Origin of the sequence: Bacillus sp. FSL W8-0116 (assembly GCF_038003825.1) — a bacterium.
GTDB lineage: Bacteria > Bacillota > Bacilli > Bacillales > DSM-4216 > Bacillus_O > Bacillus_O smithii.
Map to the genome: position 1 here is coordinate 2,179,247 of NZ_JBBOPY010000001.1, position 25,774 is coordinate 2,205,020.

Sequence of the window (25,774 nt, forward strand, 5' to 3'; positions counted from 1 at the left end):
ATAAATGATCTTCCAAGAAGGATCATCTGAGTATACTATTGCTAGCAATCTGTTTGCCCAAAACGAAGAGGAAAGAGGAGAATATATGACTTTAGGGATTATCTTAATTATAATTGGAATTATTTTGTTACCATTCGGAATTATTTTATTAAAAGACAGTTGGGAAGAAAAAAAGGATTTAAGCTTTACAAAAAAAATGATTGTTATCTTCTTAGAGATTTTAGATATTTTCTCCATACCTGTTCTTTCAGCTTGGTTGTTAGGATTGTCGTTTCTTATGATTTTGGGAGGTTTAGCGATGATTTTTTTGAAAATATGAAAAACAACAAATATATTTACATTTACAAATATTTGTATATAATGATTCTATATTTGGAGGGTAAATATATGGGTAAAATTTCTCAGTTAGTTCACAAAGCTTTTCCAAATGATCCGAAATTCATTCAAAAATCCATTGCTAAGGGTGCTGCCAGAGGAGGAGCTATAGGCGCGGCAACTGGTGGGACAGTTGAATTGGTTCTGAGTGGCGGTAACAAAAAGAAAGTTAAGTTAGGTACTGCTGGAGGAGCAGTATTTGGATCGCATACGGGTGCCATAGGTGGAGCTATTTCGGGAGGCGTTAGATACGGAATAGGTGTAGCTCTCTTTGGCAAAGCCAAGTAATTAATCAAAAAACCTTTGAGAATTCTCAAAGGTTTTTATTATTGGAGGTTCTAGAGTCATGATCGAATCTATTATTGTTTGTGAACATACAACAGAGGATTTTAAACCAATTAATAAAAAAAATATCTTTTTTCCCAATGATTTTTCAGTACAAATATTGGTTAAATTGTCTTTAATTGAAAAATATAGTAAAATTGTATTTCATTGGTATATTAATAGCGAACCTGATGAACCTATCTCATCTTATGAAATACCTTTAAAAGCCAATTCAAACACGCAAAGATATGCTGTTGGAGGATTGGAGATTGCCCACTTACTTACTCAAAAAGAGTTTAATGTTTTTCAAAAATGGTTTGTATTAGTTGAATATCAAGGAATATTTCATAGGGTAGAATTTGAAATAAGACCCCTTAACATTGGAAGTGATAACAAAAGTTATTCCCCTGTATCTCGTTACTCATGGAGTGTGTAGACTCATATGTTATAGGGGGTGATGAATTGATGAAGATTCAATATAAATCGACTTTAGCAATATTATTATTATTCTCAGTCTTAATCGTTGAAATCACTTTGAGAATATTAGAAGTTCCAATGTATGGATTAAAAAGCATGGTATATTTTCTAACTTTTTTTATCTCATTACTTGGTTCTTTATTTAATTTATCTTTTGGTTTACTTTTTTGGTATTAACAATTGACGTATAATTAAGTTTCATTGCGTGTTTTTAAGGCTTGTCCATCTATAACATAGCTTAAATCGTATTCTTTATTTATGACAGGGTTTGGAAAACTACACAACCCTGTTTTTGTTTTTAAGCCGTTTTATCATTCTCAAAGGGTTTTATATTACACGCCGGTTTAAAAACGATTCTCGGCCTATTCTCGTGGCAAAAATCTGCGAATATGCGAATTGGTCATTAGGATAAAAGGGGAATTTTGTCTAAATACTGTTTAGATTGTCAAAGTCTAACTTTTAGTCTAGCAATCTTAGATGTATAATAAATAGCAAATAAACTTTTGATTAATGGAACGAAAAAGAAAAAGAGTCACTCTTTCCGTCGCCAAACTTTAAGAGTGACTCTGTACCGGACAATAAACAGGGGTAAACCCTGTCTATTGACATATACAATTTTCGCTAGTGTTATTATAACACGTCATAGACAGGTTTTAAACTGTAAAAAGAAAAATATTATGATGTAATATCACCATCTTTTTCCTGTTTATTGTCCTCCATGAAAAAGGGAGGGCTTTTTATGTTGGCAAAAGATTATATTGAACTACACCACAATGATTCACAATGGTATATTTGCTTGGCTGAAAAACAAGGCGATGAATGGAATCAAGAAATGTTCCATATATCTAAGGTTAAGGAAATGCCGAGTGATGACCCACATTTTGTAGGGGCAGATAAATACTTTAGCCTAAACTCTTTTTATCGACCTTCTAGAAAAGGTGAAGATGTAAGACATATTAGAGCATTATACGTTGATATAGATTGCTATAAGGTCGGTTTAAAGCCGCATGAAGTAGCGAAAAAACTGCAAGATGAATATTTTGAAAAGAAAATACCAACACCTAACGTTATTACTTTTACAGGTAGGGGAATTAATTGTATTTGGTGGATTAAACATGCTCCAAAAGGTGCCATGAAATCATGGTCACGCATGAACAATTATCTTTTTGAACAGTTAAAGCCTTTAGGTGCTGATAGCAGTTGTGCAGTTGATGTTGCCCGAGTGTTTAGACTACCAGGAAGCATTAACAGTAAGAGCAATGAAAAGGTTCAGGCATTTATCAGAAAGCGTGATAAATACCACTTAGGCACACTTTTGGAACAATGGGCTCCGTGGACTAAAGAAAAGCGTGAGAAACTAACGGTTAAGAAAAAACGTACTGTCAAAAGTAAGTTTACGTTAAAAACATTGGCTCGAGCCCGTATTAAAGATCTTGAAACACTTCAATTTTTAAGAAATCAAGATGGTGTCGTTGATGGTTACAGGGAAATTGCTTGCTTCTTGTATTTTTACAATAAATTATGCTTAATGGTGAACGAGGAAGCCGCCTTTAATGACGTTTTAGAGTACAATAAGGGATTCATTAAGCCACTGAATGAAAATGAGTTAAAAGGTATTAAACAATATACAGAGAAAAAAGCAGAAGAATGGAAAATAGCTTACAACCTAAAAGCGTTTATGTCCAGAAAAAATGATGATGTATAAAAGTTTGTGTAAAGCATTTTGCTAGAACAAAAGAAAAAAGGTAGGGTATTCTCTGATTGGACCAAAAATCTTAGAGAAAGGAGTACCCTACCTATGTCTAAAAGAAGTATACCGAATGTCGACTGGGCAAATCAACTGGAAAGTGTCATTCGTCAGTTTGTAAAGGAAAAATTAGAACTGATCATGCGGGAAGAAATCAAGAATTTCCTCGAAATAGAGCAGGCCGGAACATCGAATATGAGAAACGGCTACTATCAACGAAATCTAGATACGCAATATGGCCGGATTGAAGGTCTTTTGGTCCCTAGAGACCGAAACGGAGAATTTCAAACCCAATTGTTCGCTCCTTACCAACGCCATACGGGCTGGCTCGAGGAAGCCATCATCAAGATGTATCAAAGTGGTATGAGTACGCGTGAAATTGGCAAGTTTATTGAACGAATTTTAGGCAAGGCCTATTCTCCTTCAACGATCAGTCGTATGACCGATATCGTGAAAGAAGACATTGAGAAATGGCACAAACGTCCCCTGCACAAACGTTATTCTGTCTTATATTTAGACGGCTTGTATGTAAAACTTCGTCGCGATACCGTGGAGAAAGAAGTGGTTTATGTGGTGTTAGGGGTGAACGAAGAAGGATATCGCGAAATTCTTGATTTCTTTGTGGGAGGACAAGAAAGCGCCTATGTATGGCAGGAAATTCTTCAACACCTCTACCAAAGAGGCGTCAAGGAAGTGCTTCTTGGCGTCTTCGATGGCCTTCCGGGGCTGGAGGAAGCCTTTAAGGCGGTGTATCCGAAAGCCGATGTGCAGCGCTGTGTCGTGCACAAAGTCCGCAACACCCTAAATCGTGTTCGGAAAAAAGACCAATTCGAAGTGGCCGAGGATCTCAAGCTGATTTATCGTGCGCCGAATAAGGAGATGGCGTTACAAATGTTTCAACAGTTTGAGTCGAAATGGTCCAGCAAATATCCAAGAGAAGTTCAATCTTGGGCCAATGAGTTGGATGTCCTCCTTACATTTATGGATTATCCAAGCAGTATTCGAAGTGTGATTTACACGACCAATGCCATTGAACGAACGATCAAAGAGATTCGGAAACGTCTAAAGCCGATGAACAGTTTGAGTAGTTTAGAAGCCGCTGAAAAAATCGTGTATTTGACGATTCAAGATTTTAACGAGAAATGGGCAGGAAGAAAGTTACGAGGATTTGCCGAAGCGCATGAAGCTCTTCAACGAATGTTTGAAGAACGTTATTGTTAACCAAATATTGTAAATAAACAAAATAAGGGGATTCTCCCTTTCCACACAAGAGACTGAATATTCAGTCTCTTGTGTGGAGAAAATCAGTCCCCTATCAATTCAAATCCATTTCAGAGAAACCCTACCCCATTTACATTACACAAAATTCTTGACGGTACCGTTTTTTGGATAGGTTTCTTATAGATGATGGGGAAATCTTTTTCGTCATACTTTTCTTGGATTGGAAATGCTAAGATTTCTTGATCGATAGAAAATTCTGCTTGCACTCCTGGTTTGTTTCCACGAGCATCTAGACGAATCCACCGATTGAATGAATTGAACGAAGAAAAACACGATTCAATGCATGAAGGGAATAACCCTTGTCAGGAGTATCAAATATCATAAGCCGTTGATAACAAAAACCTGTTGGTATTCGTTGCGATCTTAATAAAGCTGCTAATAAATTCGCTTTGGCGTAACAAATTCCTTCTTTATATTTAAGCACCTCAGACGCTTTACACGTAACTCTTGTGCTCTGTATATCCCATGAATGAGAAATTTCGTCTCTTACAAATTCAAAGGCAATTTTGGCTTTATCTATATCTGATTGTCCCTCATGAAACAGTTCGTTCCTTTTTTTTCTGAATGAGAGGATGCGAAAAATCGATCACTTCTGATTCTTCCAGATAGTCCAGTAAATGAGCGGACTCGGGAATTAACTCCATTTTTAGCACCTCTTATCTAATGAGAATTTACATAATTATACGAATATTCAATCAAAATTACAATGATAATTTTATTTTGGAGAGCAAATAGCCCACCTGTGCTTTTTGTCTTCAAAATCAGAGATGGTACACGAAGTCGTTTTTGCGAATTGGAGGGAGATATACAGCTTTGACAGCAAAAGGGAGATTGCTTTTGGCGATGGGTGTTGTGCAGATGCAAAAAAAATTATGGAAATCTGCAATTTCTACTTGAATTTTGGAGCAAATAGAGGTAAATTATATATTGGCCGTTGCGAAAAGCGGTAAATTCCATATCATGCTGGTGTAGCACAGCTGGTAGTGCACTTCACTCGTAATGAAGGGGTCGCAGGTTCGAGTCCTGTCACCAGCATAAGAAAAATGTTGATATAACGCGGTTTCTCATTAACTGAGAGACCGCGTTTCTCTTTTCTAAAATAAAGTTGGTGACCAATTGGTGACGAAATCATATTTTTACTCTTTTTTTCCTCTTAAAATGGCTTCAAATTTTTCTGCATTGTTGTCCTAATATCAGCATGACCTAAACGACTACTAATTATTTTGGCATGTACACCACGATTAATTAATAAAGTAGCGGATGTGTGGCGTAAATCATGGAATCGAATAAATCGAAACCCGGTTCTTTTAATAAATCTTTTCCACCATCTTGTAGCAGCCATAGGAGTGTAAGGTTGTCCATTTAATTTGGAAAATACAAAATCATATTCAACGCCTTCCCAAAAATCGCCTAATTTTTCTTTTTCTCCAGCCGGGGAGGGATTTTGAAATCATCGGTCATTTCTTTGAAATTGCTGACTGATTTGGCAATGTGGTTGTCTTGCGGAAAGTTGGAAAATACCTTTCAACATCAGTTTATGAGCAAATTAAATGGGCTATCTATATAAGTTGAATTAAAGATTTACAACTGAACACACAAACGATCGATCGTTTGTTCTGGTTTCTGGTTGATTCGCTGAATAAAGGCTTGGACATTCTTTCTAATTTCTTGCACACTCGAATAGAACACGTTGTAAATCACGTCTGATTTCAGCCATTTCCATAGCCCTTCAATCAAGTTCAATTGCGGACTGTATGGTGGCAAAAAGACGAGCTCTAACCGATCTTCGTGTTCTTTTAAAAATGGCTGAATGAGTTTGGCATGGTGAATTCGAGCGTTATCTAAAATCATCACTATTTTGCCTGTGGGATAGCGTTCTAACACAAGTTGAAGAAATCGAAGAAATGTTTCCGCGTCATAGCATTCTTCTTCGATGCAAAACACTTCCCCTGTTTCGTAGTTCAACGTGCCAATCAGCTTCAGCCCTTGATGTTTTCCAAACGTCGGAATGATTCGTTGTTTTCCTTTGACAAACCATGTTTTTTGAATCGCTTGGTAATCACGAATCATCGACTCATCTTGAAAGAGGACATGGGCGATGTTCCCATCTACCAGTTTTTTTTTACTTCAGGGAAGGTGATTTCGACGAATTCTTTTTGTTTCTCTTCATCGGCATTGGCTAGTGTATAGGTCGGTTTCGTATAGCTTAGCCCTAACCGATGCAGAATGTCACTTGTTCCGCGAAGCGTGTATGTTGGCCCCCACTTTTGTTGAATGAGTTCAGCGATTATCGCAAGCGTCCAATTATATTTTGCTTCGAATCCCACATCTACGGGGAGCTGATGTTCAATGATCAAAGCCAGCTCTTTTTCCTGCTCAGGGGTCAATCGACGTGGGGCGCCAGGTGAGTATTTCATCTCCAGTCCATCAAGACCGCGCTGGGCGTAGGCATGAATATAGTTATAAATAGTTTTCTTGGATCGACCAATAATCGTTGCGATTTCTCCTTTGGTATATCCCTGCAAATGAAGATAAATCGCTTGGTAGCGTTCATATGCTCGTTTACTTTTTGCTTCTTTCATGGCAGTGGACAACTTTTCGATCTCGTCTTTGTGATTTGGCATCATATTTTCTCTCCGTTCCCCTATTTTCTCTTTGTATTTATTCGCCGTGGAACGGGAGAAAACCTTTATTTCAATTTATATACATGTGAAATTGGAGAATGAATTCTATTTTGGTAAATCTCCTCTAATCATTAGACACAAAAGAACAAACACAGCTTTTTATTTCTACTGTGTGGATGACCCGATGAAAATTAAATCAGCGAAGATTGCTAAAGGCTATGTTATGGATTCGAAAAATTGAGAAGTACAAAGAAAACGACTACGACTATTGGCGATGGATGTACAAAGGCGAGGTCATCGTGCTTGGCGATATGGTTTACAATATGAATCTTTTCTACTGGATTGATGAAATGCCGAGCGATGATGATCTGTTGTTGATTGACATTGCTATTTAGAGTGGTTACCAAACGTCAGCAATCACATTGCTGTCGAAACTACAAAGCAATACAAAGCCGGCCAAGACAAATCTAAGCAACAGTAAATTAACCACAAATCCAAGTGTAGTTTTGGGTAAATTCCGTCTGATGACTTGTACATTTAAAAATAAAACTAATCTTCACAATACGGCATTAAAGTTGAAAGCTAAAGAAAAAATTGCGGTTTATGAGGTCGACAAAAATGGTTTACGATTGATGACTGGAACCTACTGAAAAAGAAGATGCCGATCAGATGGTAGTCAAAATTAAAAAGGAATTCGGATGGGTTGTATATGTGAAAGAAGCGTAAATTAGACAATATTAATGCGAAAAAGCGAGCAAGACAGTTAAGCACTAACACACTGTCTTTAATATAGTGTTAGTGCCCTCTCTATAATACATAATAAAAATGGTATTATATTGTCCCGATTATTACATTTGTCTTTTAGACTAAAGGAATTTTTAATTAAACATTTTTGGCTAGTTGTATAATCAAATGCAACAAGCATAAAAAATGAAAAACCATAGATAAACCACGTATGATTAAGTCGACTAAAACAATATCGATACGGAGGATTTATCTATGGCAATTACTAATTCTACCATAGGAGCTCGGCATTTCAAACACTTAACGGCTTATGACCGTGGGAAAATTGCGGCCTTACACGCTGCTGGTAAGACTCAACAGGAGATTGCAGATTATGTTGGTTGTCACAAAAGCACCATCTCCCGTGAGTTAAGAAGAGGTACAGTGCCACAAAGAAAAAGCAACGGGAAAATTGTTCATGTCTATTTTCCAGACACAGGTCAACTTCTCTATGAGAGAAACAGGAAAGCCTGTGGCCGCAAGCTAAAACTAGACGATGCCATCGAGTTTATTAAGTATGCCGAAACTCAGATCCTTGATAAGAAATGGTCTCCTGATGCGGTATGTGGGAGAGCCAAACGTGATGGGAAATTCAAAGACAAAATGGTTTGCACCAAGACCCTTTATAACTATATTGATCTAGGACTTATAGGCGTTAAAAACATTGACCTACCTATGAAAATTACCCTGAACACCAAGAAAAAACGTAACCGGAAGAATAAGAAGATCTTAGGACGCAGTATCGATGAGCGACCAATTGAAGTCAATGAACGCCAAGAGTTTGGTCACTGGGAAATTGATACGGTTATAGGCAAGAAGACTAAAGATCAGGCCTTATTGACTCTTACTGAGCGCAAAACCCGTAAAGAAATAATTTTGAGAGTGACAGCCAAGGATAGTCTATCCGTTTCAGAAGTCATATCTCAGTTGAAAGTGTCTTATGGTAATCGGTTCTCTAAAGTGTTTAAAACCATTACGGCTGATAACGGTTCTGAATTTGCTGACCTCGGCCTTAGTGTTGAAAAAGATCTAACAGAGGTTTATTTTACACACCCTTACACATCCTGTGAACGAGGAACCAACGAGCGTCATAATGGCCTTATTAGGCGCTTCATACCAAAGGGGAGACCCATTTCCTCTGTGGCAGACGAAACCATTACCTATGTTGAAAATTGGTGTAACCATCTTCCAAGGAAGATCCTCAATTATCGTACACCTGAGGAGTGTTTCCAAATAGAGTTAGCTGGCTTAGCTTCTTAACCTTAAGCCAGCTAACCCAAAGGGTTGGTTTTTAGCAACTTGACAAAGAGCCTCTGCGGGCATGGCTACCAGCCATGAAGCCAGGTATACGGTACTGGCTGGGCCAACCAGGCTACCATGCCCACCACTCCACGTCAAGTCGCGCAGAGTGTCCCGATTCTACTTAATCATGGGTTATCTGGTCTTTCAATACTTGTTGCATTTAATATTGCAATTTAAGATTAAACATTTTTATTGTTGTGTTTATTTTGTATACGATTAATCATAATTGTATACAGCTTTTTAGATGCTATGTAAATTAAATGCAACGTTAAATACAAAACTAGTAAGAATAAAGCAACGTACAAGTTACCATTATGTTTTATGATGATATCATCATTTACACGACAATATATCATGACAAATAAATAAAAAACTAAAAACATTAGGGCTACTTCGGACAGAGTATTAATAACTCCACTTTTTGTTTTAATTAACTGAGAAAAAATAACATCTACAATACCTGTAATAACAATTGTAGTAACAAAAAACTTAAAAATAATCTTCAAAGAAGAAAAAGTACCCGATGCATTTATATCTACATCTGGGGTTAAAGAGATACAATACAATACAAAATAGAAACATAGAAATGGTATTGAGATAATTACTAAGCACATTAAGGTTACAGTAGTTATAGCAAAAACATGATCCGATACAGTATATTGTTCCCGGCTATTTTTTGTCATTTTTTCAAAATTCTCCTTTTCCTTTCTTTTTTATATGGTAACATTTTACATGCGATAATACCATATTTTTGAAAGGAAGGGAATTATATGGAAAGTAATCGTTTTTTTAAAGGAATTGTTTTAACAACCTCTTTATCAATTCTAATAACAGGTCTAGCACCCGTAACAGCGACATTCGCGGAAGAATATGATAATACTCCTGTTGTGAACAGCAACCAAAATACAACAACGCCGAAGTCACTTTTAGACTACATATACGCTGAAGGGCAACCAACTAGTGTTGAAGATACTAGAGACTTTATACAATATGCTTCTACTACAAAAGAATTTAAAAGCTATATTGGAAAAGATCAAGAAGATGCTGTACATGCTTCTGGTGTTGTTGGTGCTTCCTTGAAAGCTATTAAAGCATTTGGTTGGATTTGTAGAGTAGGCGGCAAATCTTTAAAATATGCAATTAAACCACTTTCTCCATCAAAAGCAAGATTAGTTGATCACTATGCTAGACAAATTGCTTATGCAACAGAAAGACTAAACAGCGCTACAAAAGGTGCTTTAGTTAAAGCTCTACAAGCTGCCGGAGTACCTGGCAAAACTGCTGAATCTTTAGCAGAAATCATTTTATGGTTAGTATAGGGTTCAAGGTTCCCGATGGCTCAAGTTAATTTTTGAGCCATTATTTTTTATATTATTTGATTTTCCATTAAAATTAAAGAGGTGATTATCCTGATTAAAGGAAAAAGTACATATTAGTATATACTTCACTATTAGTTTTAGTAGTATCCATTTTTTATATCCAAAATATGCATAAACAAAAGGAAATAGAAAGTAATACTAAACTATTAAAAGATACAACAAAGAAAACTACAGACTTAGATATATTAAAAGAAAAAAATTATAATCAAATACAAACTTGGGGATATAACAAAGTAATAAACTCAAATGTTGGTAATAATGGAACGGGAGTTAAAGTAGCCATTTTAGATAGTGGAGTAAATAAAAACCACGAAGACTTAAAAGGACAGATAATAAAAGAAATTAATATGATAAATCCAAAAAAATCCGCGGAGGATAATTTTAATCATGGAACCGCAATTGCCGGTATTATTGCCGCAAAAAATAATAACATTGGTATTAAGGGTATAGCTTCGGGAGCAAAACTATATTCTGTAAAGATACTAGATGAAAATGGAGATGGAACTCTTAATAATCTTATTAAAGGAATTGATTGGGCTATCCAACAAAAAGTTGATATCATGAATTTGAGTTTTGGTTTGGATACAGACAATCCTAAACTTAAAAATATAATTGATAAAGCCGTTAAATCAGGAATAATAATTGTTGCTGCAAGTGGAAATAATTACATCAAAAATGCTGATTATCCAGCAAGGTATGAAAACGTTATTTCAGTAGGATCAATCGATGAAAATTTATCTAAGGCAAAATTTTCATCAATAGGAAAAATTGTATTTTCAGCACCAGGAAAAAACATATTATCAACAGATAATAAAGGTAATTATTCCTTATTTAATGGAACTTCGTTTTCTGCTGCATACATAACAGGTCTGATAGCATTATACATTTCTAATTATAATCGTGCTAAGAATTCTAAAGATATCATAAATTCTTTAAAGGAAAACACCGAGCATATAGGATCTAAAAACATGTATGGCTATGGTATCTTAGAATATAAATAACAGTAAGTACTGTTTCTAATAAAAATAGACATAGCGTTACGTACGCCGTTATGTAGGCATCTGCTGTATTAAAGATAAACCCCTTCTCTATTGAGAGGAGGTTATTTTTCTGTCTTGAACGAGAACTAATGTTTGGTCTGGAAGGAGAACAAATGTTCTTGTAAAGGCGGTTCGATGAAAGGACTGTTGCTCAATGCGAAAGAAAATATAATCCCTTTGCTGATGATCTATATGAATGATCAAGGCGTCATTACTGAACACTTCATAACCATTAAGGACTTTAATGACTATAAATGCTTACTGTCACTGGAAAAAGCAATACCGTACATTCAAGCGTTGCAACATCCTTTCCATCGGACCAGTTCGACAAAGAAGGGTGGGGGCTTAAAAATGATGAATTGAAATATTATGATTTATATAAGTTGAATTAAAGATTTACAACTGAACACACAAACGATCGATCGTTTGTTCTGGTTTCTGGTTGATTCGCTGAATAAAGGCTTGGACATTCTTTCTAATTTCTTGCACACTCGAATAGAACACGTTGTAAATCACGTCTGATTTCAGCCATTTCCATAGCCCTTCAATCAAGTTCAATTGCGGACTGTATGGTGGCAAAAAGACGAGCTCTAACCGATCTTCGTGTTCTTTTAAAAATGGCTGAATGAGTTTGGCATGGTGAATTCGAGCGTTATCTAAAATCATCACTATTTTGCCTGTGGGATAGCGTTCTAACACAAGTTGAAGAAATCGAAGAAATGTTTCCGCGTCATAGCATTCTTCTTCGATGCAAAACACTTCCCCTGTTTCGTAGTTCAACGTGCCAATCAGCTTCAGCCCTTGATGTTTTCCAAACGTCGGAATGATTCGTTGTTTTCCTTTGACAAACCATGTTTTTTGAATCGCTTGGTAATCACGAATCATCGACTCATCTTGAAAGAGGACATGGGCGATGTTCCCATCTACCAGTTTTTTTTTACTTCAGGGAAGGTGATTTCGACGAATTCTTTTTGTTTCTCTTCATCGGCATTGGCTAGTGTATAGGTCGGTTTCGTATAGCTTAGCCCTAACCGATGCAGAATGTCACTTGTTCCGCGAAGCGTGTATGTTGGCCCCCACTTTTGTTGAATGAGTTCAGCGATTATCGCAAGCGTCCAATTATATTTTGCTTCGAATCCCACATCTACGGGGAGCTGATGTTCAATGATCAAAGCCAGCTCTTTTTCCTGCTCAGGGGTCAATCGACGTGGGGCGCCAGGTGAGTATTTCATCTCCAGTCCATCAAGACCGCGCTGGGCGTAGGCATGAATATAGTTATAAATAGTTTTCTTGGATCGACCAATAATCGTTGCGATTTCTCCTTTGGTATATCCCTGCAAATGAAGATAAATCGCTTGGTAGCGTTCATATGCTCGTTTACTTTTTGCTTCTTTCATGGCAGTGGACAACTTTTCGATCTCGTCTTTGTGATTTGGCATCATATTTTCTCTCCGTTCCCCTATTTTCTCTTTGTATTTATTCGCCGTGGAACGGGAGAAAACCTTTATTTCAATTTATATAGGTAACAAGAAATGGACCTCGTTTTTTATTCCGGAGCATATGGAGATGTTGAGATTTGCTTATAGAGACTATTACAAAACACCAAAACCAATGCTCGATCCGTATCATGTATAGGAATTTGAATCAAAAATCCATTATGCTTTAAAGTTTCATTATCCGGTCAAATTTGACGTCTGGTATGATGGATTTGTGGAAAGAGTGAGCGGCCACATTCATTATCTGGATCCGATTCTAAAGGAAGTCAGGATAAAAGACGATGAGGGTAATGTGGAGAAGCCTCGGTCATCTTGAAAACGGGCAACGTGCTTTTCTTTAGCTACATCAATACCTACAATGAGAGTTGATGGTGTAATTTGAGAGATTTTTTGATTTTGTGTATAATTCATTTTGAGTCCTCCTTGGTTTATTGAAATTCGGGGTCAACGCGCATTGACACCCTGTACTATACCAAGGGGACTTTTTTTTATCAAACCTCAAATTTCCTCATTACAGGAATGCTCCTATTTTTAATTATTACTTAATTAAAGTTTTACCTGTTCTGGGCATAATAATTAGTATTGGTGTTGGAATACTTAGTATTCTTAGAACAATCCTAAATTTTTGAGGAAGACTGTAAGAGTCACTCATCATAGCCATCATGCGAATAGAATAACAAAATTAAAAAATTTTCACATATAGGAGATTAGATATGCAATTCTCACAGCTTGCAGTTTCACCGTTGTATATTATAGTGGTCTTAATGTCTATTGGATATCTGATTTTTTGTATAAAAGAAAAAGGCTGTCTTGCTGCCTTGTACAAAATCATCGCCATTTTGCATGTATGTATCTATAAACCCGTGGTGCTAGATAAAACTCAGACAAGCATAAAAATAGCCCTTGCTGGCGGATCTCCAGTAGAATGAAAGTGTCACCCAACATTCGAAAGGAGAGATCCCCCATGCAAGAGCACTTTCATTTTACTACAGATCCAGCCAAACTTCAAAAACAATATGCCGCTATTTTCTGTTTTGTTTCTGCCCAACTGTCGTTGATTCAAATGTATCTTCATCGCCGCAACCGTCACTTGGTCAAGCAAGAAGACGAAGTGGTCATGGCGGTTCACCTTTTGGGGAAGCTGCTGGGCTTTTCTTCCGAACGAGCCTGGCATCGTTTTGTCACGGGAAATTTGTTCACAAACGGCTCGTTTCTTGAACGCTCCCGATACAACCGCCGCTGCCGGGCGCTTGGTTTCGCCATCAAATGGATCCGTCATGAGCTGGCGAAACGTGGCCAACACCATGCTTATGCGGTCGTCGACAGCTTGCCTCTTCCGTTGTGCCATCCCGCAAGAATGCAGCGCGTCAAGCGGTTTCGAGGGATCGCGGATATGGGGTATTGTGCTTCCAAAAAGCAATGGTACTACGGTTTCAAGCTGCATCTTCAAGTGACCAATCAAGGGCTGGCCATGGGCTATGTCGTGACGGAAGCGTCCTGCCACGACGTCAAAGCCGCTGAAACGGTGATGACTCAAATCCCTCATCCCTACAACTTTGGGGACAAAGGGTACATCAGCCACGCTCTTCGAGAAAAGCTGTACGAAGAACACCAAGCCGCGTTCTGGACACCGTCTCGACACAATCAAAAGCACGGCCCATCCAAGGCATGGGAAGAATGGATCAGGAAAAAACGCAAAGTCATCGAGACGGTGTTTTCGATTCTCGTAGACCAATACCGGATCACCGACATTCGAGCGAATTCCATGGCCGGGTTTGAAGTGGCACTCGATGGCATCTTGTTGGCTTATTCCTTGGTCACACTAGGGCTGGTTGAGCGCTGACACTCAACTAGCACCACGGGTTATCTATAAGTTTTGCTCTATAAATATTTAACTTTTGAAAATCGTACATCGTTTATACTCGTGTCTTTCGTAGCGCTGATTCTTTATTTAGTTATCAGAGAGAAAGAATAAATCAATAAATTAGTATTAATTTATATGAGTCACAATTCGGTATCTGTAGACCAGATCAATTTTTCGCACCTATTAAGGTGTATTTTTTTATCTTCAGTGTTGCAAACAAAAATGCAAACATAATTGCTAACACAGTATGGAAAAAATGATGTGTACATATTAAAACGATGGTTATAAATAGGGAGAATAATAACTATTTGGAGTTATAAAAATGCATTAAATTATAACACTCCGAACTCGTAATGAAGGGGTCGCAGGTTCGAGTCCTGTCACCAGCATAAGAAAAATGTTGATATAACGCGGTTTCTCATTAACTGAGAGACCGCGTTTCTCTTTTCTAAATTAAAGTTGGTGACCAATTGGTGACGAAATCATATTTTTACTCTTTTTTCCCTCTTAAAATGGCCTCGAATTTTTCTGCCAAACTTTGATCGGTGCTTTTGATAGCATGTTCGTGGTTGTCCTGATATCGGTAGACCTAAGCGACAACTGATAATTTTGTTATAAACATCATGATTATTTCATCGAGTTGCGCAGTGTGGTGTCAATCATGGATTCGAATAAATCAAGAACTTCATCGTTATTTATTCAACATTTTCCTTTTATTAAACAAGTATACCATAGGTCTTTTTTCTGAAACTTGATCCTCTTTTTGCGATGTCAAATACGTATACAATGCGCCCATAAATAAAGCACCGCCGACAATATTGCCTAATGTCACAGGAATGATGTTATGCACTACCCCGGCGATGTTGATCGTATCCGGATGTGATACGGCTAATGCGAGTGAAAAGAGGACGAAATTGGCGATGGAGTGTTCGTATCCAGATGCAAAAAAGATAAAAACAATCAAAATCATCGACAATATTTTGCCCATATCGTCTTTCATTTGCATCGGAATAAAAATGGCCAAGCAGACAAGCCAGTTACATAAAATTCCTTTATAGAAGAGCTGCATCGTGGTGGCTTGTATTTTTTTCTCCGCCGTTTGAAATAGCAAATGATCTAGAGGGAGATGATCCAAAACGCCGGCTTGCGAAATAAGAAAAGCAAAAAACAAAGCACCTATTAAATTGCCGCTGTAACAGGCGAGCAAGTTCCTCAATGCATCTTTGATTGTCGTTTCTTTATGCAAGGTGCTGATTGTAAAAAACATCGTATTTCCGGTAAATAGTTCTGCCTCGCCGTAAACAATTAATACTAAAGCGATGCCGAAAAAAATGCCGCTTACTAAATACGTAGCAGGAGAATTCGCTTCACGAAAAAATTCCCCTACACGAAAACAAAGAATGAGAGCAAATCCAATGTACACGCCTGCCAAAGCAGCTCGCATGACATATTGGATAAGGGAACGATTTAGAATGTTTCTTTTTTTTAAAGCCAAGTCTTTGCATTTTTGAATTGCTTCCATCTCACCGACTTCTCCTATTCTATTTTGTGATATTTTTCACATTCGTTACGATATATAACTTATGCTTTTCCCATCTAATTTTTCAATATATCGATGTAAATGTTTAAATAAATGTCAATACTTTCGGTTGTAATCGTTTACTTAAAAAATCGTATAAGATTGGTTGAATCATAGTTCCATAGAATATATAGATAAAGACAATAAATTTGTTTGATAACAAGCAAAAGGGACATCCGCTATTTTATAATGGAGATCAAAAGCGCTATATGAAACAGCCTGAATGGAGAGTATAAAAGATGGCAGTTATTTTAGGAGTGGTCATTTTTATTACTGGAATCTTATTTTCTGAGAAAACTCATAGTAACCTTTGATAAAAACGGTCTTCCCGCAACAGATGATTTGTCAGGTATTGTGTTCCTTACTATTGTTGCCATTTTAGGATTGTTTCCGTGGTATGTCATGAAGTCTTTGATTATTTTACTTAGAATCTTCATTATGTATTTGGGACTTTAATTGATCAATATGTTCACAATTGAAAAAGGTATTCTACATATCGGAAGTATGAATGCTTCTTTTGGTTGTTCTCGTTAGTTTCAAAAATGGTTAGGTGGTTATATGGGTCCAGGAGTTAAGTGCCGATATAATGCGGTTTTCCACAAGGAAGAACCGCATTTTTTAATGAAAAAATTGGGACAGTAAACAATGGGAGCTCTTTTGTGAGCTTGTATAGTAAGGTTCCCATTTGGGCAAAATAACATATTAACGATTACTTTGCACCTATGTTCACAAAATATCCACAACCGTTGCAATTTCTTGAATTCTTGGTTGGTATAATAAAATTGTCAATAAGAAAAGTTAAGGGTATGGTGAAATGAAAACAAGAATTTATGTTGTTTTTTTCCTTTTGTTGTGCTTTTTGTTTCCGAATTCGAAAGTTCATGCGGAACAAAATTTGCAATCCATGATTCAGCAGGCTAAGCCGGGTGATGTGATTCAACTGAAGGGAAAGACGTACAAAGGACCTATTACGATTTCAAAGCCTATTACCCTTGTAGGCCAAAAGAACACAGTGATTCAATCAAACGGTAAACGTCCGACCATTTCTTTAAAAGGAAACACCATTCAGTTGAAACAGTTAACCGTTCAACAGCTGTCAAAGGACCCCAAAATTCCTGCTATCTCTGTAAAGGGGAACGGTCATCTCATAGAAGGAGTGACGGTCCATACGAAGTCGTTAGGAATCGATATGGAAAATGTCCACCGCTCCAAAATTGCCCGTGTCACCATAAAAGGCAGTGGCAAGGAAAACGGGATCATTGTTTCGAAATCTTCCAAAAATATCATTCAAGATTCGTTTATATCCCGTATGCTGGATGCCATTTATATTGAAAACAGCGATCATAACCGTTTCCTGAGAAATACATTGGAGAATTCCCGATACGGTTTTCATTTGATGTTTTCCAAAAACTTAACCATAAAAGAAAACAAATCAGAGAAAAACTATATTGGCGCGATGATCATGGAAACGGCGAAAAGTACTATTGAAAACAATACGTTTTCTTACAATGCGCAAAATGTGAATTCGTACGGCTTGCAATTGTTTGACACCACTTATACGAAAGTGGCTCATAACGACTTTTCTCATAATAGAATCGGCATGAAAGTGGAAAAATCGGAATACAACCAAGTATTTCAAAATACGGCATTATCCAATTTTATCGGTATTCAATTTTATAAAGCCCATTCTAATACTGTGACGAAGAATACATTTGTAGGAAATGTGAATGATATTCAAGCAGTGAACAGTAAAGAAAATGATGTTAATCAAAACTATTGGGATGGTGCTTGGAAGCTGGATATTCGGAATTCCGGCGTGAGTATGATTCCGTATAAAGCAGATCCATTTTTTCTATCTTTAACACAGGATGTTCCTGAATATCAGATCTTTTTCCAATCTCCAGGAATGATCCTTTTGCAAAAGATGCTGAAAAGTCCAGATCAATTAGTATTATCAGATCATGCGCCTTTAATGACAGCCCAACTGAACGAAAGCAAGAATACTTTCACCTCTCCTATAGGGGTATGGATCGTTAGCATTGCGATGATAACGATTAGTTTTTCACTTATTACATTAGGGAGGAAATCAATATGAAAAAAGTATGGTATGCGATAGCGTTATTAGGTTTGTTTTTGATCATAAGCGGCTGCGGGAAAAAAGCAGAACCAGTGGCCATTAATGAAAAAACGGATACTTGTGCTTATTGCAATATGGCGATTATGGACAACCAGTACGCGACAGAGGTTGTGTTGGCCAATAATAAGACGATGAAATTCGATGATCTTGGCTGTATGTATAAATGGATAAGCGAAAATAAAGATGAAAAGATTCAGGCGAAATTTGTTCGTGATTACAATACGAAGAAGTGGCTCGAAGCTGAAAAGGCTACCTATGTTTATGGGAAATCTTTAAAAACTCCTATGTCTTACAATGTCGTTGCTTTTAAAAATAAAAACGATGCCCAATCGTTTGCAAAGAAACATAACGGAACAGTCTTATCCTATGATGACCTGAATTCTCATAAATGGGTAAAGAATAAAGATATGATGAAAAAGATGAAAGGCAATATGTGATCATACGTATGACGAAAATGGCCATGCCTGCCAAAGGCTTCTTAACGGGTTTCATCATTAATAAAAACGGGCTTTAGTGTAAAAGACAATCGGAAAGGTTGTCTTTTACACTATTTGTATGAAAGAAGAAAGATTATGTTCACCTGAGGGGAGTGAGAATCGATGTGGAACATTTGGCGCTCAGAACTTATGTTATCGTGTAGACAGCGAACGTATTATTCTTTTGTGATTTTGTGGGTGGTGATTCTCGGGTTTTTATTTTTGCTTCAAGGGACGTCCCCTGCTTTTAGCGGATATACCAATATAACCGGAACGATCATGAACCTTCTTCTCTATATCATTCCGTTGTTTATGCTGATTAACGGGTCGTTCTCGATCGCAAACGAAATGGAAAATGGCCAATTTCGCTTATTATCCACCTACCCGCTTTCCAGTATTTCTTATGTCATTGGAAAAGTGGCGGGCCAATTTACTTCGCAGTTGCTGATTTTTACCTTAAGTTATGGGATAAGTTTGATGATTGGATTGATTTGCGGAATACCCTTTTCCATGAAGTGGATGCTTGCGCTCTATTTTTTTGCCGTGGGTCTTATATTTTTTTTCCTCCTGATGGGGATCGTCATAGGCTCTTTTACTTCAACGCGATGGCAGGCATTGTCAATTTCGGTTTTTGTCTGGTTTTTCCTTATCATGCTGTGGCCTACAGCTTTGATTAGTGTGTTAAACCACATCCCTTATCAGCTGATTGGTCTCGTTCTAAAAAGCCTTCTTTTTGTGAATCCGGCTGAACTCATTCGATTCATTTTTGTGATTCAGCTAAATGGAGGTTCTATTTTCGGCCAAGCATATGACTCGCTTGTGTCCTTCTACGAACATTGGCTGTCATGGGCGGTGCTTTTCTATTACACTGTAGTGGTTTTGTTTATCAGTATAGTAGTTTCTGATACCAATCTAACGATGAGGAGAAGAAAATAATGTTTGTTGTCCAAAACATATCGAAAAAATATAAACATCATGTCGCATTGGCTCCTATGTCTTTTGAAGCCGACAGTGGAGATTGCGTTGTACTTTGTGGCGGCAACGGTGCGGGAAAAAGCACACTGATTGATATGTTGTCTGGAATCTCTATTCCTTCCAGCGGCACCGTTTCATTCAATGAATTATCTTTGGAAAAAAACCGGAAGGAATATTTGTCTCAAATCTCTTATATGCCGGATGATTTTTTTGCACAAGGCCACTTGAAAGTGAAAGAATTTCTCTCATTTTATGGTTCTCTCCGAAAGATTCCAGCAAACAGAATAGATGAAGTGTTTTCGATTGTTGGGCTGTTGGAAAAGAAGAATATTAAAGTCAATCAATTATCAAAAGGGATGAGGCAACGCCTTTTATTTGGCCAAGCGCTGTTGCCCGAGGCGAAAGTGATCTTGTTGGATGAACCAACAAACGGTTTGGATCCATATTGGATTAACCAATTTGTTCAAATTATGAAAAAGCTGAAAGAACAAGGAACGATTATTATTTTTTCTACGCATATGATGGATGTGGCGGCTGAATTAGGAGATCGGATTATCTTTCTTGAAAGCGGTAAGGTAGTAAAAGAACTGGAAAATCATCATGATAATGTTCAAGAATTTACATTCAAACTTCTTACGATGTATCGTGAAATGAAAGGCGGCCCTAATACGGTTAGCTGAAAAATTTTTTGAAAAACAAATTTCCATCTATGAAAAAATGCGTTTCCTGTGATTTTGAGCTCTTCTATATTCTAAATGGTGATGTTAAAATGAGTCATAAAAGAATAATTTGGAATTAGGGGATGTAGGAGGCTTTAGCATGGGATTTCATGGGCAAAAAATTTTACCGGCGATTCGTTCCATGAAGGATTTTGAAAAAATGCTGGAGATGCCGTATCAATATGGGGTATTTCTTGACCTTCATCTTGGAATGGTAAAAAGCGTGTATGAGTATGCACGCCGATACGACAAAAAGATGTTTTTACATATTGATTTGATACATGGTTTAACGAGCGATGAAAATGCGACGGAATTTATCGTCCAGTACGCCAAGCCTTACGGGATCATCTCCACAAAAGGCAGCGTCATTTTGAAAGCAAAGCAAAAAGGGATTTTCGCGACACAACGCGCTTTTATCATCGATTCCAGCGCTCTTGAGAGAAGCGTTAAATTAGTTGAAAAAACCAATCCGGATTACATAGAAGTGCTTCCCGGTGTGGTGCCGAAAATTATAAAGGAACTGCATGTAAAAACAAAAAAGCCAATATTTGCCGGTGGGCTGATCGAATCCGCGGAAGAGGTGGAACAGGCTTTAGCAGCAGGGGCTTGTGCGATTACGACTTCCAATGTGGATTTATGGAAACAATTTATATAGGGCGGCTGAAAAATGCCGGGAATGCCTTAGACGGGAAAAGAAAGGCATTCCGCATTTTTTATAAAAAGTAGATTGAAAATTTCAAATTAACGTTGACAACGCTTTCATCCGTCGTTATGATGGAGTTAAGTTAATAAATCGTGACGGAGAAGAAGAGACTCACAAAATCCTCATATGAATGGGTGATTTCGTGGGTTTTTTATTTTTTTAAAATGAAAATGTAAAGGGGATGATGGGATGTCATATATTGGCGAACTAGTAGGTACGGCCATCCTGATCATATTTGGAGCCGGTGTATGCGCCAATGTGAATTTGAAGAAAACATTTGCTCACAATGCGGGTTGGCTTGTTATTACTATTGGTTGGGGGCTTGGTGTCACAATGGGGGGGTATGCGGTTGGAAAATTCAGCGGTGCCCATTTAAATCCGGCGGTCACCATCGCCTTGGCCTTCAATGGAGATTTTCCGTGGTCCAAGGTGCCAGGCTATATTTTGGCTCAAGTCATCGGAGCCTTTATTGGAGCCTGTATAGTGTATCTTCATTTTCTGCCGCACTGGAAGGTGACGGAAGATCCCGCCGCGAAGCTGGGAATTTTTGCAACGGGGCCGGCGATTCCCAATATTTTTGCTAATTTATTGAGTGAATTTATCGGAACTTTTGTATTGATGCTAGGAATTTTGACAATCGGAGCTAATAAATTTACTGATGGATTAAATCCGTTGATTGTCGGCCTTTTGATTGTGGCCATAGGGGTATCGCTCGGGGGAACGACGGGGTATGCCATTAACCCGGCGCGCGATTTCGGACCGAGGCTTGCTCACTTTTTGCTGCCCATCCATGGAAAAGGCTCTTCTAATTGGGGATATGCCTGGATTCCTATTGTCGGCCCTATATTGGGAGGTTCTGTCGGAGCTTTATTCTATCGAGCTGTATTTCTAGGGGAAGCAACAGGGGCTTTATGGGGAATGTTGGCCGTATCTGTGATTCTATTATTCAGTTCTTTTTTAGCGGAGAAAAAAAGAAATTACCGCATCCAAGTAAAAAGTGAAAAATGGGAGGAAATCTAATGGAAAAGTACATTTTAGCATTAGATCAAGGAACGACTAGTTCCAGAGCGATTTTATTTGATAAAGAAGGGAAAATTGTCCATACGGCGCAGAGGGAGTTCCATCAACTGTTTCCGCAGCCGGGCTGGGTAGAGCATAATCCTAATGAAATATGGGGTTCTATTCTTGCTTGCATCGCAACCGTACTCTCTGAAGCAGGGATTGAGGCGAAGCAAGTAGCGGGGATTGGGATCACCAACCAACGGGAAACGACGGTCGTTTGGGAGAAGGATACCGGAAAACCGATCTACAATGCTATTGTATGGCAGTCAAGGCAAACAGCTGACATATGCGAACAATTAAAGGAAAAAGGGTATAATGAGCTGTTTCATAAAAAAACGGGATTATTGATTGATCCGTATTTTTCCGGAACAAAAATCAAATGGATATTAGATCATGTGGAAGGTGCACGCGAACGGGCGAAAAAGGGAGAGTTGCTGTTTGGAACGATTGACACTTGGCTGATTTGGAAACTATCCGGCGGAAAAGCCCATGTGACGGACTATTCGAATGCTTCCCGCACGTTGCTTTACAACATCCATGAGCTGAAGTGGGATGAAGAGCTGTTGGAAATTCTGGACGTGCCGAAAGAAATGCTGCCGGAAGTCCGGCCGTCATCGGAAGTTTATGCCAAAACGGTTTCTTATCATTTTTTTGGCGAGGAAGTGCCGATTGCCGGGGCTGCCGGGGACCAGCAGGCAGCGCTGTTCGGTCAGGCATGCTTTGAAGAAGGGATGGCGAAAAACACCTATGGAACCGGCTGTTTTATGCTCATGAATACAGGCGATAAAGCGGTAGAATCGAAACATGGTTTGTTGACGACCATTGCCTGGGGGATCGACAATAAAGTCGAATATGCGCTGGAAGGCAGTATTTTTGTAGCCGGTTCGGCCATTCAATGGCTTCGGGATGGATTGAGAATGTTAAAAAGTGCTCCGGAAAGCGAAAGTTATGCGACTCGTGTGGAATCAACGGAAGGAGTTTATGTCGTACCGGCTTTTGTGGGTCTCGGAACGCCTTATTGGGACAGCGATGTCCGGGGGGCTGTCTTCGGGTTGACACGAGGTACGTCCAAAGAGCATTTTATTCGGGCCACGCTGGAATCGCTGGCTTACCAAACAAAAGATGTACTGACTTCCATGGAAGCAGATTCGGGAATCTTCCTGAAAACGCTCAGAGTCGACGGGGGAGCAGTCATGAATAACTTTTTGATGCAGTTCCAAAGCGATATCCTTAATGTACCTGTCGAACGGCCGATTATTAATGAAACAACAGCCTTAGGAGCTGCTTATCTGGCTGGGCTTGCTGTTGGCTTTTGGAAAGATCGCCAAGAAATATCTTCTCAATGGAAACAGGATCGGCAATTCACGCCGACAATGGCTCAAGAGAATCGTGAAACATTGTACAACGGTTGGAAAAAAGCGATTGAAGCGGCACAGGCTTTTAAATGGTAACAAAGTATGCTATAATGAAGACAAGTTAATAATAAGTCTAGAGATTAGGAGAGACCAAGAAGCATTATAGGTTGCTGTAATGTTTTTTTGGTCTCTCCTTTTTTATGGGCTTATGTACATTCGGTAAGGGGAGGGAGCTGTCCATGATTTTTTCCTCAGAAAATCGTGACGAAGTGATAGAGAAGATGAAAACAGATACATTTGATTTGCTAGTGATTGGCGGCGGAATTACCGGCTGCGGGATTGCTTTGGATGCTGCCGCAAGGGGAATGAAAACGGCATTGGTCGAAATGCAGGATTTCGCAGCAGGAACATCAAGCCGTTCTACCAAACTCGTGCACGGCGGTTTGCGGTATTTAAAACAATTGGAAATAAAAATGGTGGCCGAGGTTGGGAAAGAACGGGCGATCGTCTACGAAAACGGGCCGCACGTGACGACACCGGAATGGATGCTTCTTCCTTTTCATAAAGGCGGGACGTTCGGTGCGTTTACGACAAGCATTGGGCTGCGTGTTTATGATTTCTTGGCAGGGGTCAAAAAATCGGAAAGAAGGACGATGCTTTCCGCTGAGGAAACCTTGCGCAAGGAACCTCTCATTAAGAAAGAAGGCTTAAAAGGCGGTGGATATTATGTTGAATATCGCACGGACGACGCCCGGCTCACCATTGAGGTAGCGAAAAAAGCAGTGGAGAACGGCGCTTGCTTGCTGAATTATGTCAAAGCGGAACAGTTTTTATACAGCGGCAAAAAAATGATTGGTGCTCGCGTAAAAGATTGTGTTACAGGAGAAAGTTTTGAAATTCGTGCCAAAAAAGTGGTCAATGCCGCCGGGCCGTGGGTGGATGAAGTGCGAAAAAAAGACCATTCGATGAATGGTAAACATTTGCGTTTGACAAAGGGAGTTCATATTGTCATCGATCAATCTGTATTCCCGCTAAGGCAGGCGGTATACTTCGACACCCCTGATGGGCGAATGGTGTTTGCTATTCCACGAGCAGGGAAAACGTATGTTGGTACAACCGATACGTTTTATGACGGTGATGCTCGCTATCCCAAACCGCTTAAAAAAGACTGGGAATATTTGTTGAACGCTATTCACTTTATGTTTCCGGATGTCCAAGTAAGCGAAAAAGATATTGAATCCAGCTGGGCAGGAGTAAGACCGCTTATATACGAGGAAGGGAAAGACCCTTCGGAAATTTCCCGAAAAGACGAAGTATGGGAAGGAGACAGCGGCCTGATTACCATCGCCGGTGGAAAATTGACCGGATACCGCAAAATGGCGGAAACCGTGGTAGATCTTGTGGCAAAAGAATTAGCGTCAGAAGAAGGAAAAACGTTTAAGTCTTGCCAAACCCGCTATTTGCCGATTTCCGGAGGTGATGTCGGCGGATCGGACAACTGGCCGATTTTCGTGGCGCAAATGGCAAAAAAAGCGACGCAGTATGGCTTGAAAGAAGAGGAAGGCCGCAGACTGGCACAGCTGTACGGTTCCAATGCCGAAATTTTATATAAGATCGCCAGTGAATATCAAAAAGCATCCGGTGAAAAGCTGCTGCCGGCTGCTATATACGCTCAGCTCCTGTATGCCATCCGTTATGAAATGGCTGTAAAACCTGTTGACTTTTTTATTCGAAGGACTGGTTCTGTTTTCTTTGATATAAAATGGGCAAAAAAATGGAAAGAACCAGTTGTAGCGACGATGGCAGAAATTTTTCAATGGGATGAAGAAACGAAAGAATCTTATATGGAAGAATTGGAAAAAGAAATCACCGATGCGGAAAGACCGGTGGATGCAACGGACATACACAGTTAAATCGATTTTGAAATCGAAATCTTTGGATTAGAAAGGGCAATGGAAATTTGCTTCATCCTGCCCCGACACAACTTCTTATAAGTCGGGGCTGCCTTAATTGCGTGGAATGACAAGTTTTTGCCTTTTCGACAGATTAATAAGAATTTTTCGTCATTTATTGAAG

At 38.8% G+C, this 25,774-nt stretch carries 25 protein-coding genes, 1 tRNA gene and 4 pseudogenes; 23 read left to right on the forward strand and 7 right to left on the reverse strand.

Annotated elements, in window-relative coordinates:
* The first annotated feature begins 4 nt into the window (after positions 1-4).
* The 6 genes from N1I86_RS10425 (at position 5) to N1I86_RS10450 (ending at position 4,144) form a co-directional block, all read left to right on the forward strand.
* Positions 5-319: a hypothetical protein gene (locus N1I86_RS10425; protein ID WP_341096185.1), complete on the forward strand. Its 315-nt coding sequence runs from the start codon at positions 5-7 to the stop codon at positions 317-319.
* Between the two features lie 68 nt (positions 320-387).
* On the forward strand, positions 388-663 hold the full coding sequence (locus tag N1I86_RS10430; protein WP_341096187.1) for a hypothetical protein: 276 nt from the start codon (positions 388-390) through the stop codon (positions 661-663).
* Positions 664-721: 58 nt separating this feature from the next.
* Positions 722-1,135: a hypothetical protein gene (locus tag N1I86_RS10435; RefSeq protein ID WP_341096189.1), complete on the forward strand. Its 414-nt coding sequence runs from the start codon at positions 722-724 to the stop codon at positions 1,133-1,135.
* A 26-nt stretch (positions 1,136-1,161) separates the two neighbouring features.
* Positions 1,162-1,353, forward strand: a complete 192-nt coding sequence (locus N1I86_RS10440) for a hypothetical protein (RefSeq protein ID WP_341096191.1) — start codon at positions 1,162-1,164, stop codon at positions 1,351-1,353.
* Between the two features lie 562 nt (positions 1,354-1,915).
* Positions 1,916-2,881: a hypothetical protein gene (locus N1I86_RS10445; protein WP_341096193.1), complete on the forward strand. Its 966-nt coding sequence runs from the start codon at positions 1,916-1,918 to the stop codon at positions 2,879-2,881.
* 93 nt (positions 2,882-2,974) lie between these two features.
* Entirely contained in the window at positions 2,975-4,144 is a 1,170-nt protein-coding gene (locus tag N1I86_RS10450; RefSeq protein ID WP_341096195.1) for an IS256 family transposase, read from the forward strand.
* Positions 4,145-4,299: 155 nt separating this feature from the next.
* Here N1I86_RS10450 and N1I86_RS10455 read toward each other — a convergent pair.
* Positions 4,300-4,848 (reverse strand): annotated as a pseudogene (locus tag N1I86_RS10455) (transglutaminase-like domain-containing protein); the annotation flags it as partial.
* Positions 4,849-5,166: 318 nt separating this feature from the next.
* Here N1I86_RS10455 and N1I86_RS10460 point away from each other — a divergent pair.
* Positions 5,167-5,239, forward strand: a tRNA-Thr gene (locus N1I86_RS10460).
* 118 nt (positions 5,240-5,357) lie between these two features.
* On the opposite strand, the pseudogene N1I86_RS10465 reads toward N1I86_RS10460, so the two are convergent.
* Positions 5,358-5,585: pseudogene (locus N1I86_RS10465) on the reverse strand (tyrosine-type recombinase/integrase); the annotation flags it as partial.
* Between the two features lie 63 nt (positions 5,586-5,648).
* On the opposite strand from N1I86_RS10465, the pseudogene N1I86_RS16770 reads away from it, so the two are divergent.
* Positions 5,649-5,770: pseudogene (locus N1I86_RS16770) on the forward strand (PBSX family phage terminase large subunit); the annotation flags it as partial.
* A 15-nt stretch (positions 5,771-5,785) separates the two neighbouring features.
* On the opposite strand, the gene N1I86_RS10470 reads toward N1I86_RS16770, so the two are convergent.
* Positions 5,786-6,831 (reverse strand): IS630-like element ISBs2 family transposase gene (locus tag N1I86_RS10470; RefSeq protein ID WP_076611651.1). Its coding sequence is split into 2 segments (ribosomal slippage): positions 5,786-6,325 and positions 6,328-6,831, totalling 1,044 coding nucleotides; the frame shifts between segments, so codons are not numbered across the junction.
* 67 nt (positions 6,832-6,898) lie between these two features.
* Here N1I86_RS10470 and N1I86_RS10475 point away from each other — a divergent pair.
* Positions 6,899-7,220: pseudogene (locus N1I86_RS10475) on the forward strand (PBSX family phage terminase large subunit); the annotation flags it as partial.
* A gap of 607 nt (positions 7,221-7,827) precedes the next feature.
* Positions 7,828-8,871 (forward strand): IS30 family transposase, encoded by a 1,044-nt coding sequence (locus tag N1I86_RS10480; RefSeq protein ID WP_048622401.1) that lies wholly within the window; start codon positions 7,828-7,830, stop codon positions 8,869-8,871.
* A gap of 221 nt (positions 8,872-9,092) precedes the next feature.
* On the opposite strand, the gene N1I86_RS10485 is transcribed toward N1I86_RS10480, so the two are convergent.
* Entirely contained in the window at positions 9,093-9,596 is a 504-nt protein-coding gene (locus N1I86_RS10485) for a hypothetical protein (protein WP_048622509.1), read from the reverse strand.
* A gap of 87 nt (positions 9,597-9,683) precedes the next feature.
* Between N1I86_RS10485 and N1I86_RS10490 the strand changes: the two genes are divergently transcribed.
* Both N1I86_RS10490 and N1I86_RS10495 read left to right on the forward strand, forming a co-directional pair.
* Positions 9,684-10,232: a hypothetical protein gene (locus N1I86_RS10490; protein ID WP_244878030.1), complete on the forward strand. Its 549-nt coding sequence runs from the start codon at positions 9,684-9,686 to the stop codon at positions 10,230-10,232.
* Positions 10,233-10,399: 167 nt separating this feature from the next.
* The gene (locus N1I86_RS10495) at positions 10,400-11,293 is read left to right on the forward strand and encodes a S8 family peptidase (RefSeq protein ID WP_341096198.1); all 894 of its coding nucleotides are present in this window, start codon (positions 10,400-10,402) and stop codon (positions 11,291-11,293) included.
* 435 nt (positions 11,294-11,728) lie between these two features.
* Here the strand turns inward: N1I86_RS10495 and N1I86_RS10500 are convergent.
* A protein-coding gene (locus N1I86_RS10500; protein ID WP_076611651.1) for an IS630-like element ISBs2 family transposase occupies positions 11,729-12,774 on the reverse strand; the annotation gives its coding sequence in 2 pieces (ribosomal slippage) (positions 11,729-12,268 and positions 12,271-12,774; 1,044 coding nt in all).
* Between the two features lie 208 nt (positions 12,775-12,982).
* Between N1I86_RS10500 and N1I86_RS16775 the strand changes: the two genes are divergently transcribed.
* Positions 12,983-13,144, forward strand: a complete 162-nt coding sequence (locus tag N1I86_RS16775; RefSeq protein WP_445662279.1) for a YolD-like family protein — start codon at positions 12,983-12,985, stop codon at positions 13,142-13,144.
* Here the strand turns inward: N1I86_RS16775 and N1I86_RS10505 are convergent.
* On the reverse strand, positions 13,069-13,239 hold the full coding sequence (locus N1I86_RS10505; RefSeq protein ID WP_341096200.1) for a hypothetical protein: 171 nt from the start codon (positions 13,237-13,239) through the stop codon (positions 13,069-13,071). The two genes, N1I86_RS16775 and N1I86_RS10505, sit on opposite strands and share 76 nt — an antisense overlap.
* Before the next feature lie 302 nt (positions 13,240-13,541).
* On the opposite strand from N1I86_RS10505, the gene N1I86_RS10510 reads away from it, so the two are divergent.
* Both N1I86_RS10510 and N1I86_RS10515 read left to right on the forward strand, forming a co-directional pair.
* Positions 13,542-13,757, forward strand: coding sequence for a hypothetical protein (locus N1I86_RS10510; RefSeq protein ID WP_341096202.1), 216 nt, complete (start codon positions 13,542-13,544; stop codon positions 13,755-13,757).
* A gap of 35 nt (positions 13,758-13,792) precedes the next feature.
* Positions 13,793-14,671: an IS982-like element ISGsp1 family transposase gene (locus tag N1I86_RS10515; protein WP_004439648.1), complete on the forward strand. Its 879-nt coding sequence runs from the start codon at positions 13,793-13,795 to the stop codon at positions 14,669-14,671.
* A gap of 712 nt (positions 14,672-15,383) precedes the next feature.
* Here N1I86_RS10515 and N1I86_RS10520 read toward each other — a convergent pair.
* Entirely contained in the window at positions 15,384-16,214 is an 831-nt protein-coding gene (locus tag N1I86_RS10520) for a formate/nitrite transporter family protein (protein WP_341096206.1), read from the reverse strand.
* 871 nt (positions 16,215-17,085) lie between these two features.
* Between N1I86_RS10520 and N1I86_RS10525 the strand changes: the two genes are divergently transcribed.
* The 8 genes from N1I86_RS10525 (at position 17,086) to N1I86_RS10560 (ending at position 25,611) form a co-directional block, all read left to right on the forward strand.
* Positions 17,086-18,366, forward strand: coding sequence for a right-handed parallel beta-helix repeat-containing protein (locus N1I86_RS10525; RefSeq protein WP_341096208.1), 1,281 nt, complete (start codon positions 17,086-17,088; stop codon positions 18,364-18,366).
* Entirely contained in the window at positions 18,363-18,845 is a 483-nt protein-coding gene (locus N1I86_RS10530; protein WP_445662264.1) for a nitrous oxide reductase accessory protein NosL, read from the forward strand. Before N1I86_RS10525 ends, N1I86_RS10530 begins: the two co-directional genes overlap by 4 nt.
* 162 nt (positions 18,846-19,007) lie before the next feature.
* A complete protein-coding gene (locus tag N1I86_RS10535; RefSeq protein ID WP_341096211.1) occupies positions 19,008-19,820 on the forward strand; it encodes an ABC transporter permease in 813 nt (270 codons plus the stop codon).
* Positions 19,820-20,539 (forward strand): ABC transporter ATP-binding protein, encoded by a 720-nt coding sequence (locus tag N1I86_RS10540; RefSeq protein ID WP_341096213.1) that lies wholly within the window; start codon positions 19,820-19,822, stop codon positions 20,537-20,539. The genes N1I86_RS10535 and N1I86_RS10540 overlap by 1 nt, the downstream gene beginning before the upstream one ends.
* A 139-nt stretch (positions 20,540-20,678) precedes the next feature.
* Entirely contained in the window at positions 20,679-21,233 is a 555-nt protein-coding gene (locus tag N1I86_RS10545; protein WP_003353108.1) for a glycerol-3-phosphate responsive antiterminator, read from the forward strand.
* Positions 21,234-21,470: 237 nt separating this feature from the next.
* Positions 21,471-22,301, forward strand: a complete 831-nt coding sequence (locus N1I86_RS10550) for an MIP/aquaporin family protein (protein WP_341096216.1) — start codon at positions 21,471-21,473, stop codon at positions 22,299-22,301.
* Positions 22,301-23,794, forward strand: coding sequence for a glycerol kinase GlpK (glpK, locus tag N1I86_RS10555; protein ID WP_341096218.1), 1,494 nt, complete (start codon positions 22,301-22,303; stop codon positions 23,792-23,794). Before N1I86_RS10550 ends, glpK begins: the two co-directional genes overlap by 1 nt.
* 143 nt (positions 23,795-23,937) lie before the next feature.
* A complete protein-coding gene (locus N1I86_RS10560; protein WP_341096220.1) occupies positions 23,938-25,611 on the forward strand; it encodes a glycerol-3-phosphate dehydrogenase/oxidase in 1,674 nt (557 codons plus the stop codon).
* Positions 25,612-25,774: the final 163 nt, after the last annotated feature.

What these genes read in the sequence shown, in the direction of transcription:
- N1I86_RS10425 (WP_341096185.1), top strand. Translation starts at nt 5, where the DNA reads ATGATCTTCCAAGAAGGATCATCTGAGTATACTATTGCTAGCAATCTG.
- N1I86_RS10430 (WP_341096187.1), top strand. Translation starts at nt 388, where the DNA reads ATGGGTAAAATTTCTCAGTTAGTTCACAAAGCTTTTCCAAATGATCCG.
- N1I86_RS10435 (WP_341096189.1), top strand. Translation starts at nt 722, where the DNA reads ATGATCGAATCTATTATTGTTTGTGAACATACAACAGAGGATTTTAAA.
- N1I86_RS10445 (WP_341096193.1), top strand. Translation starts at nt 1,916, where the DNA reads ATGTTGGCAAAAGATTATATTGAACTACACCACAATGATTCACAATGG.
- N1I86_RS10450 (WP_341096195.1), top strand. Translation starts at nt 2,975, where the DNA reads ATGTCTAAAAGAAGTATACCGAATGTCGACTGGGCAAATCAACTGGAA.
- N1I86_RS10480 (WP_048622401.1), top strand. Translation starts at nt 7,828, where the DNA reads ATGGCAATTACTAATTCTACCATAGGAGCTCGGCATTTCAAACACTTA.
- N1I86_RS10485 (WP_048622509.1), bottom strand. Translation starts at nt 9,596, where the DNA reads ATGACAAAAAATAGCCGGGAACAATATACTGTATCGGATCATGTTTTT.
- N1I86_RS10490 (WP_244878030.1), top strand. Translation starts at nt 9,684, where the DNA reads ATGGAAAGTAATCGTTTTTTTAAAGGAATTGTTTTAACAACCTCTTTA.
- N1I86_RS10495 (WP_341096198.1), top strand. Translation starts at nt 10,400, where the DNA reads ATGCATAAACAAAAGGAAATAGAAAGTAATACTAAACTATTAAAAGAT.
- N1I86_RS10505 (WP_341096200.1), bottom strand. Translation starts at nt 13,239, where the DNA reads ATGAATTATACACAAAATCAAAAAATCTCTCAAATTACACCATCAACT.
- N1I86_RS10510 (WP_341096202.1), top strand. Translation starts at nt 13,542, where the DNA reads ATGCAATTCTCACAGCTTGCAGTTTCACCGTTGTATATTATAGTGGTC.
- N1I86_RS10515 (WP_004439648.1), top strand. Translation starts at nt 13,793, where the DNA reads ATGCAAGAGCACTTTCATTTTACTACAGATCCAGCCAAACTTCAAAAA.
- N1I86_RS10520 (WP_341096206.1), bottom strand. Translation starts at nt 16,214, where the DNA reads ATGGAAGCAATTCAAAAATGCAAAGACTTGGCTTTAAAAAAAAGAAAC.
- N1I86_RS10525 (WP_341096208.1), top strand. Translation starts at nt 17,086, where the DNA reads ATGAAAACAAGAATTTATGTTGTTTTTTTCCTTTTGTTGTGCTTTTTG.
- N1I86_RS10530 (WP_445662264.1), top strand. Translation starts at nt 18,363, where the DNA reads ATGAAAAAAGTATGGTATGCGATAGCGTTATTAGGTTTGTTTTTGATC.
- N1I86_RS10535 (WP_341096211.1), top strand. Translation starts at nt 19,008, where the DNA reads ATGTGGAACATTTGGCGCTCAGAACTTATGTTATCGTGTAGACAGCGA.
- N1I86_RS10540 (WP_341096213.1), top strand. Translation starts at nt 19,820, where the DNA reads ATGTTTGTTGTCCAAAACATATCGAAAAAATATAAACATCATGTCGCA.
- N1I86_RS10545 (WP_003353108.1), top strand. Translation starts at nt 20,679, where the DNA reads ATGGGATTTCATGGGCAAAAAATTTTACCGGCGATTCGTTCCATGAAG.
- N1I86_RS10550 (WP_341096216.1), top strand. Translation starts at nt 21,471, where the DNA reads ATGTCATATATTGGCGAACTAGTAGGTACGGCCATCCTGATCATATTT.
- glpK (WP_341096218.1), top strand. Translation starts at nt 22,301, where the DNA reads ATGGAAAAGTACATTTTAGCATTAGATCAAGGAACGACTAGTTCCAGA.
- N1I86_RS10560 (WP_341096220.1), top strand. Translation starts at nt 23,938, where the DNA reads ATGATTTTTTCCTCAGAAAATCGTGACGAAGTGATAGAGAAGATGAAA.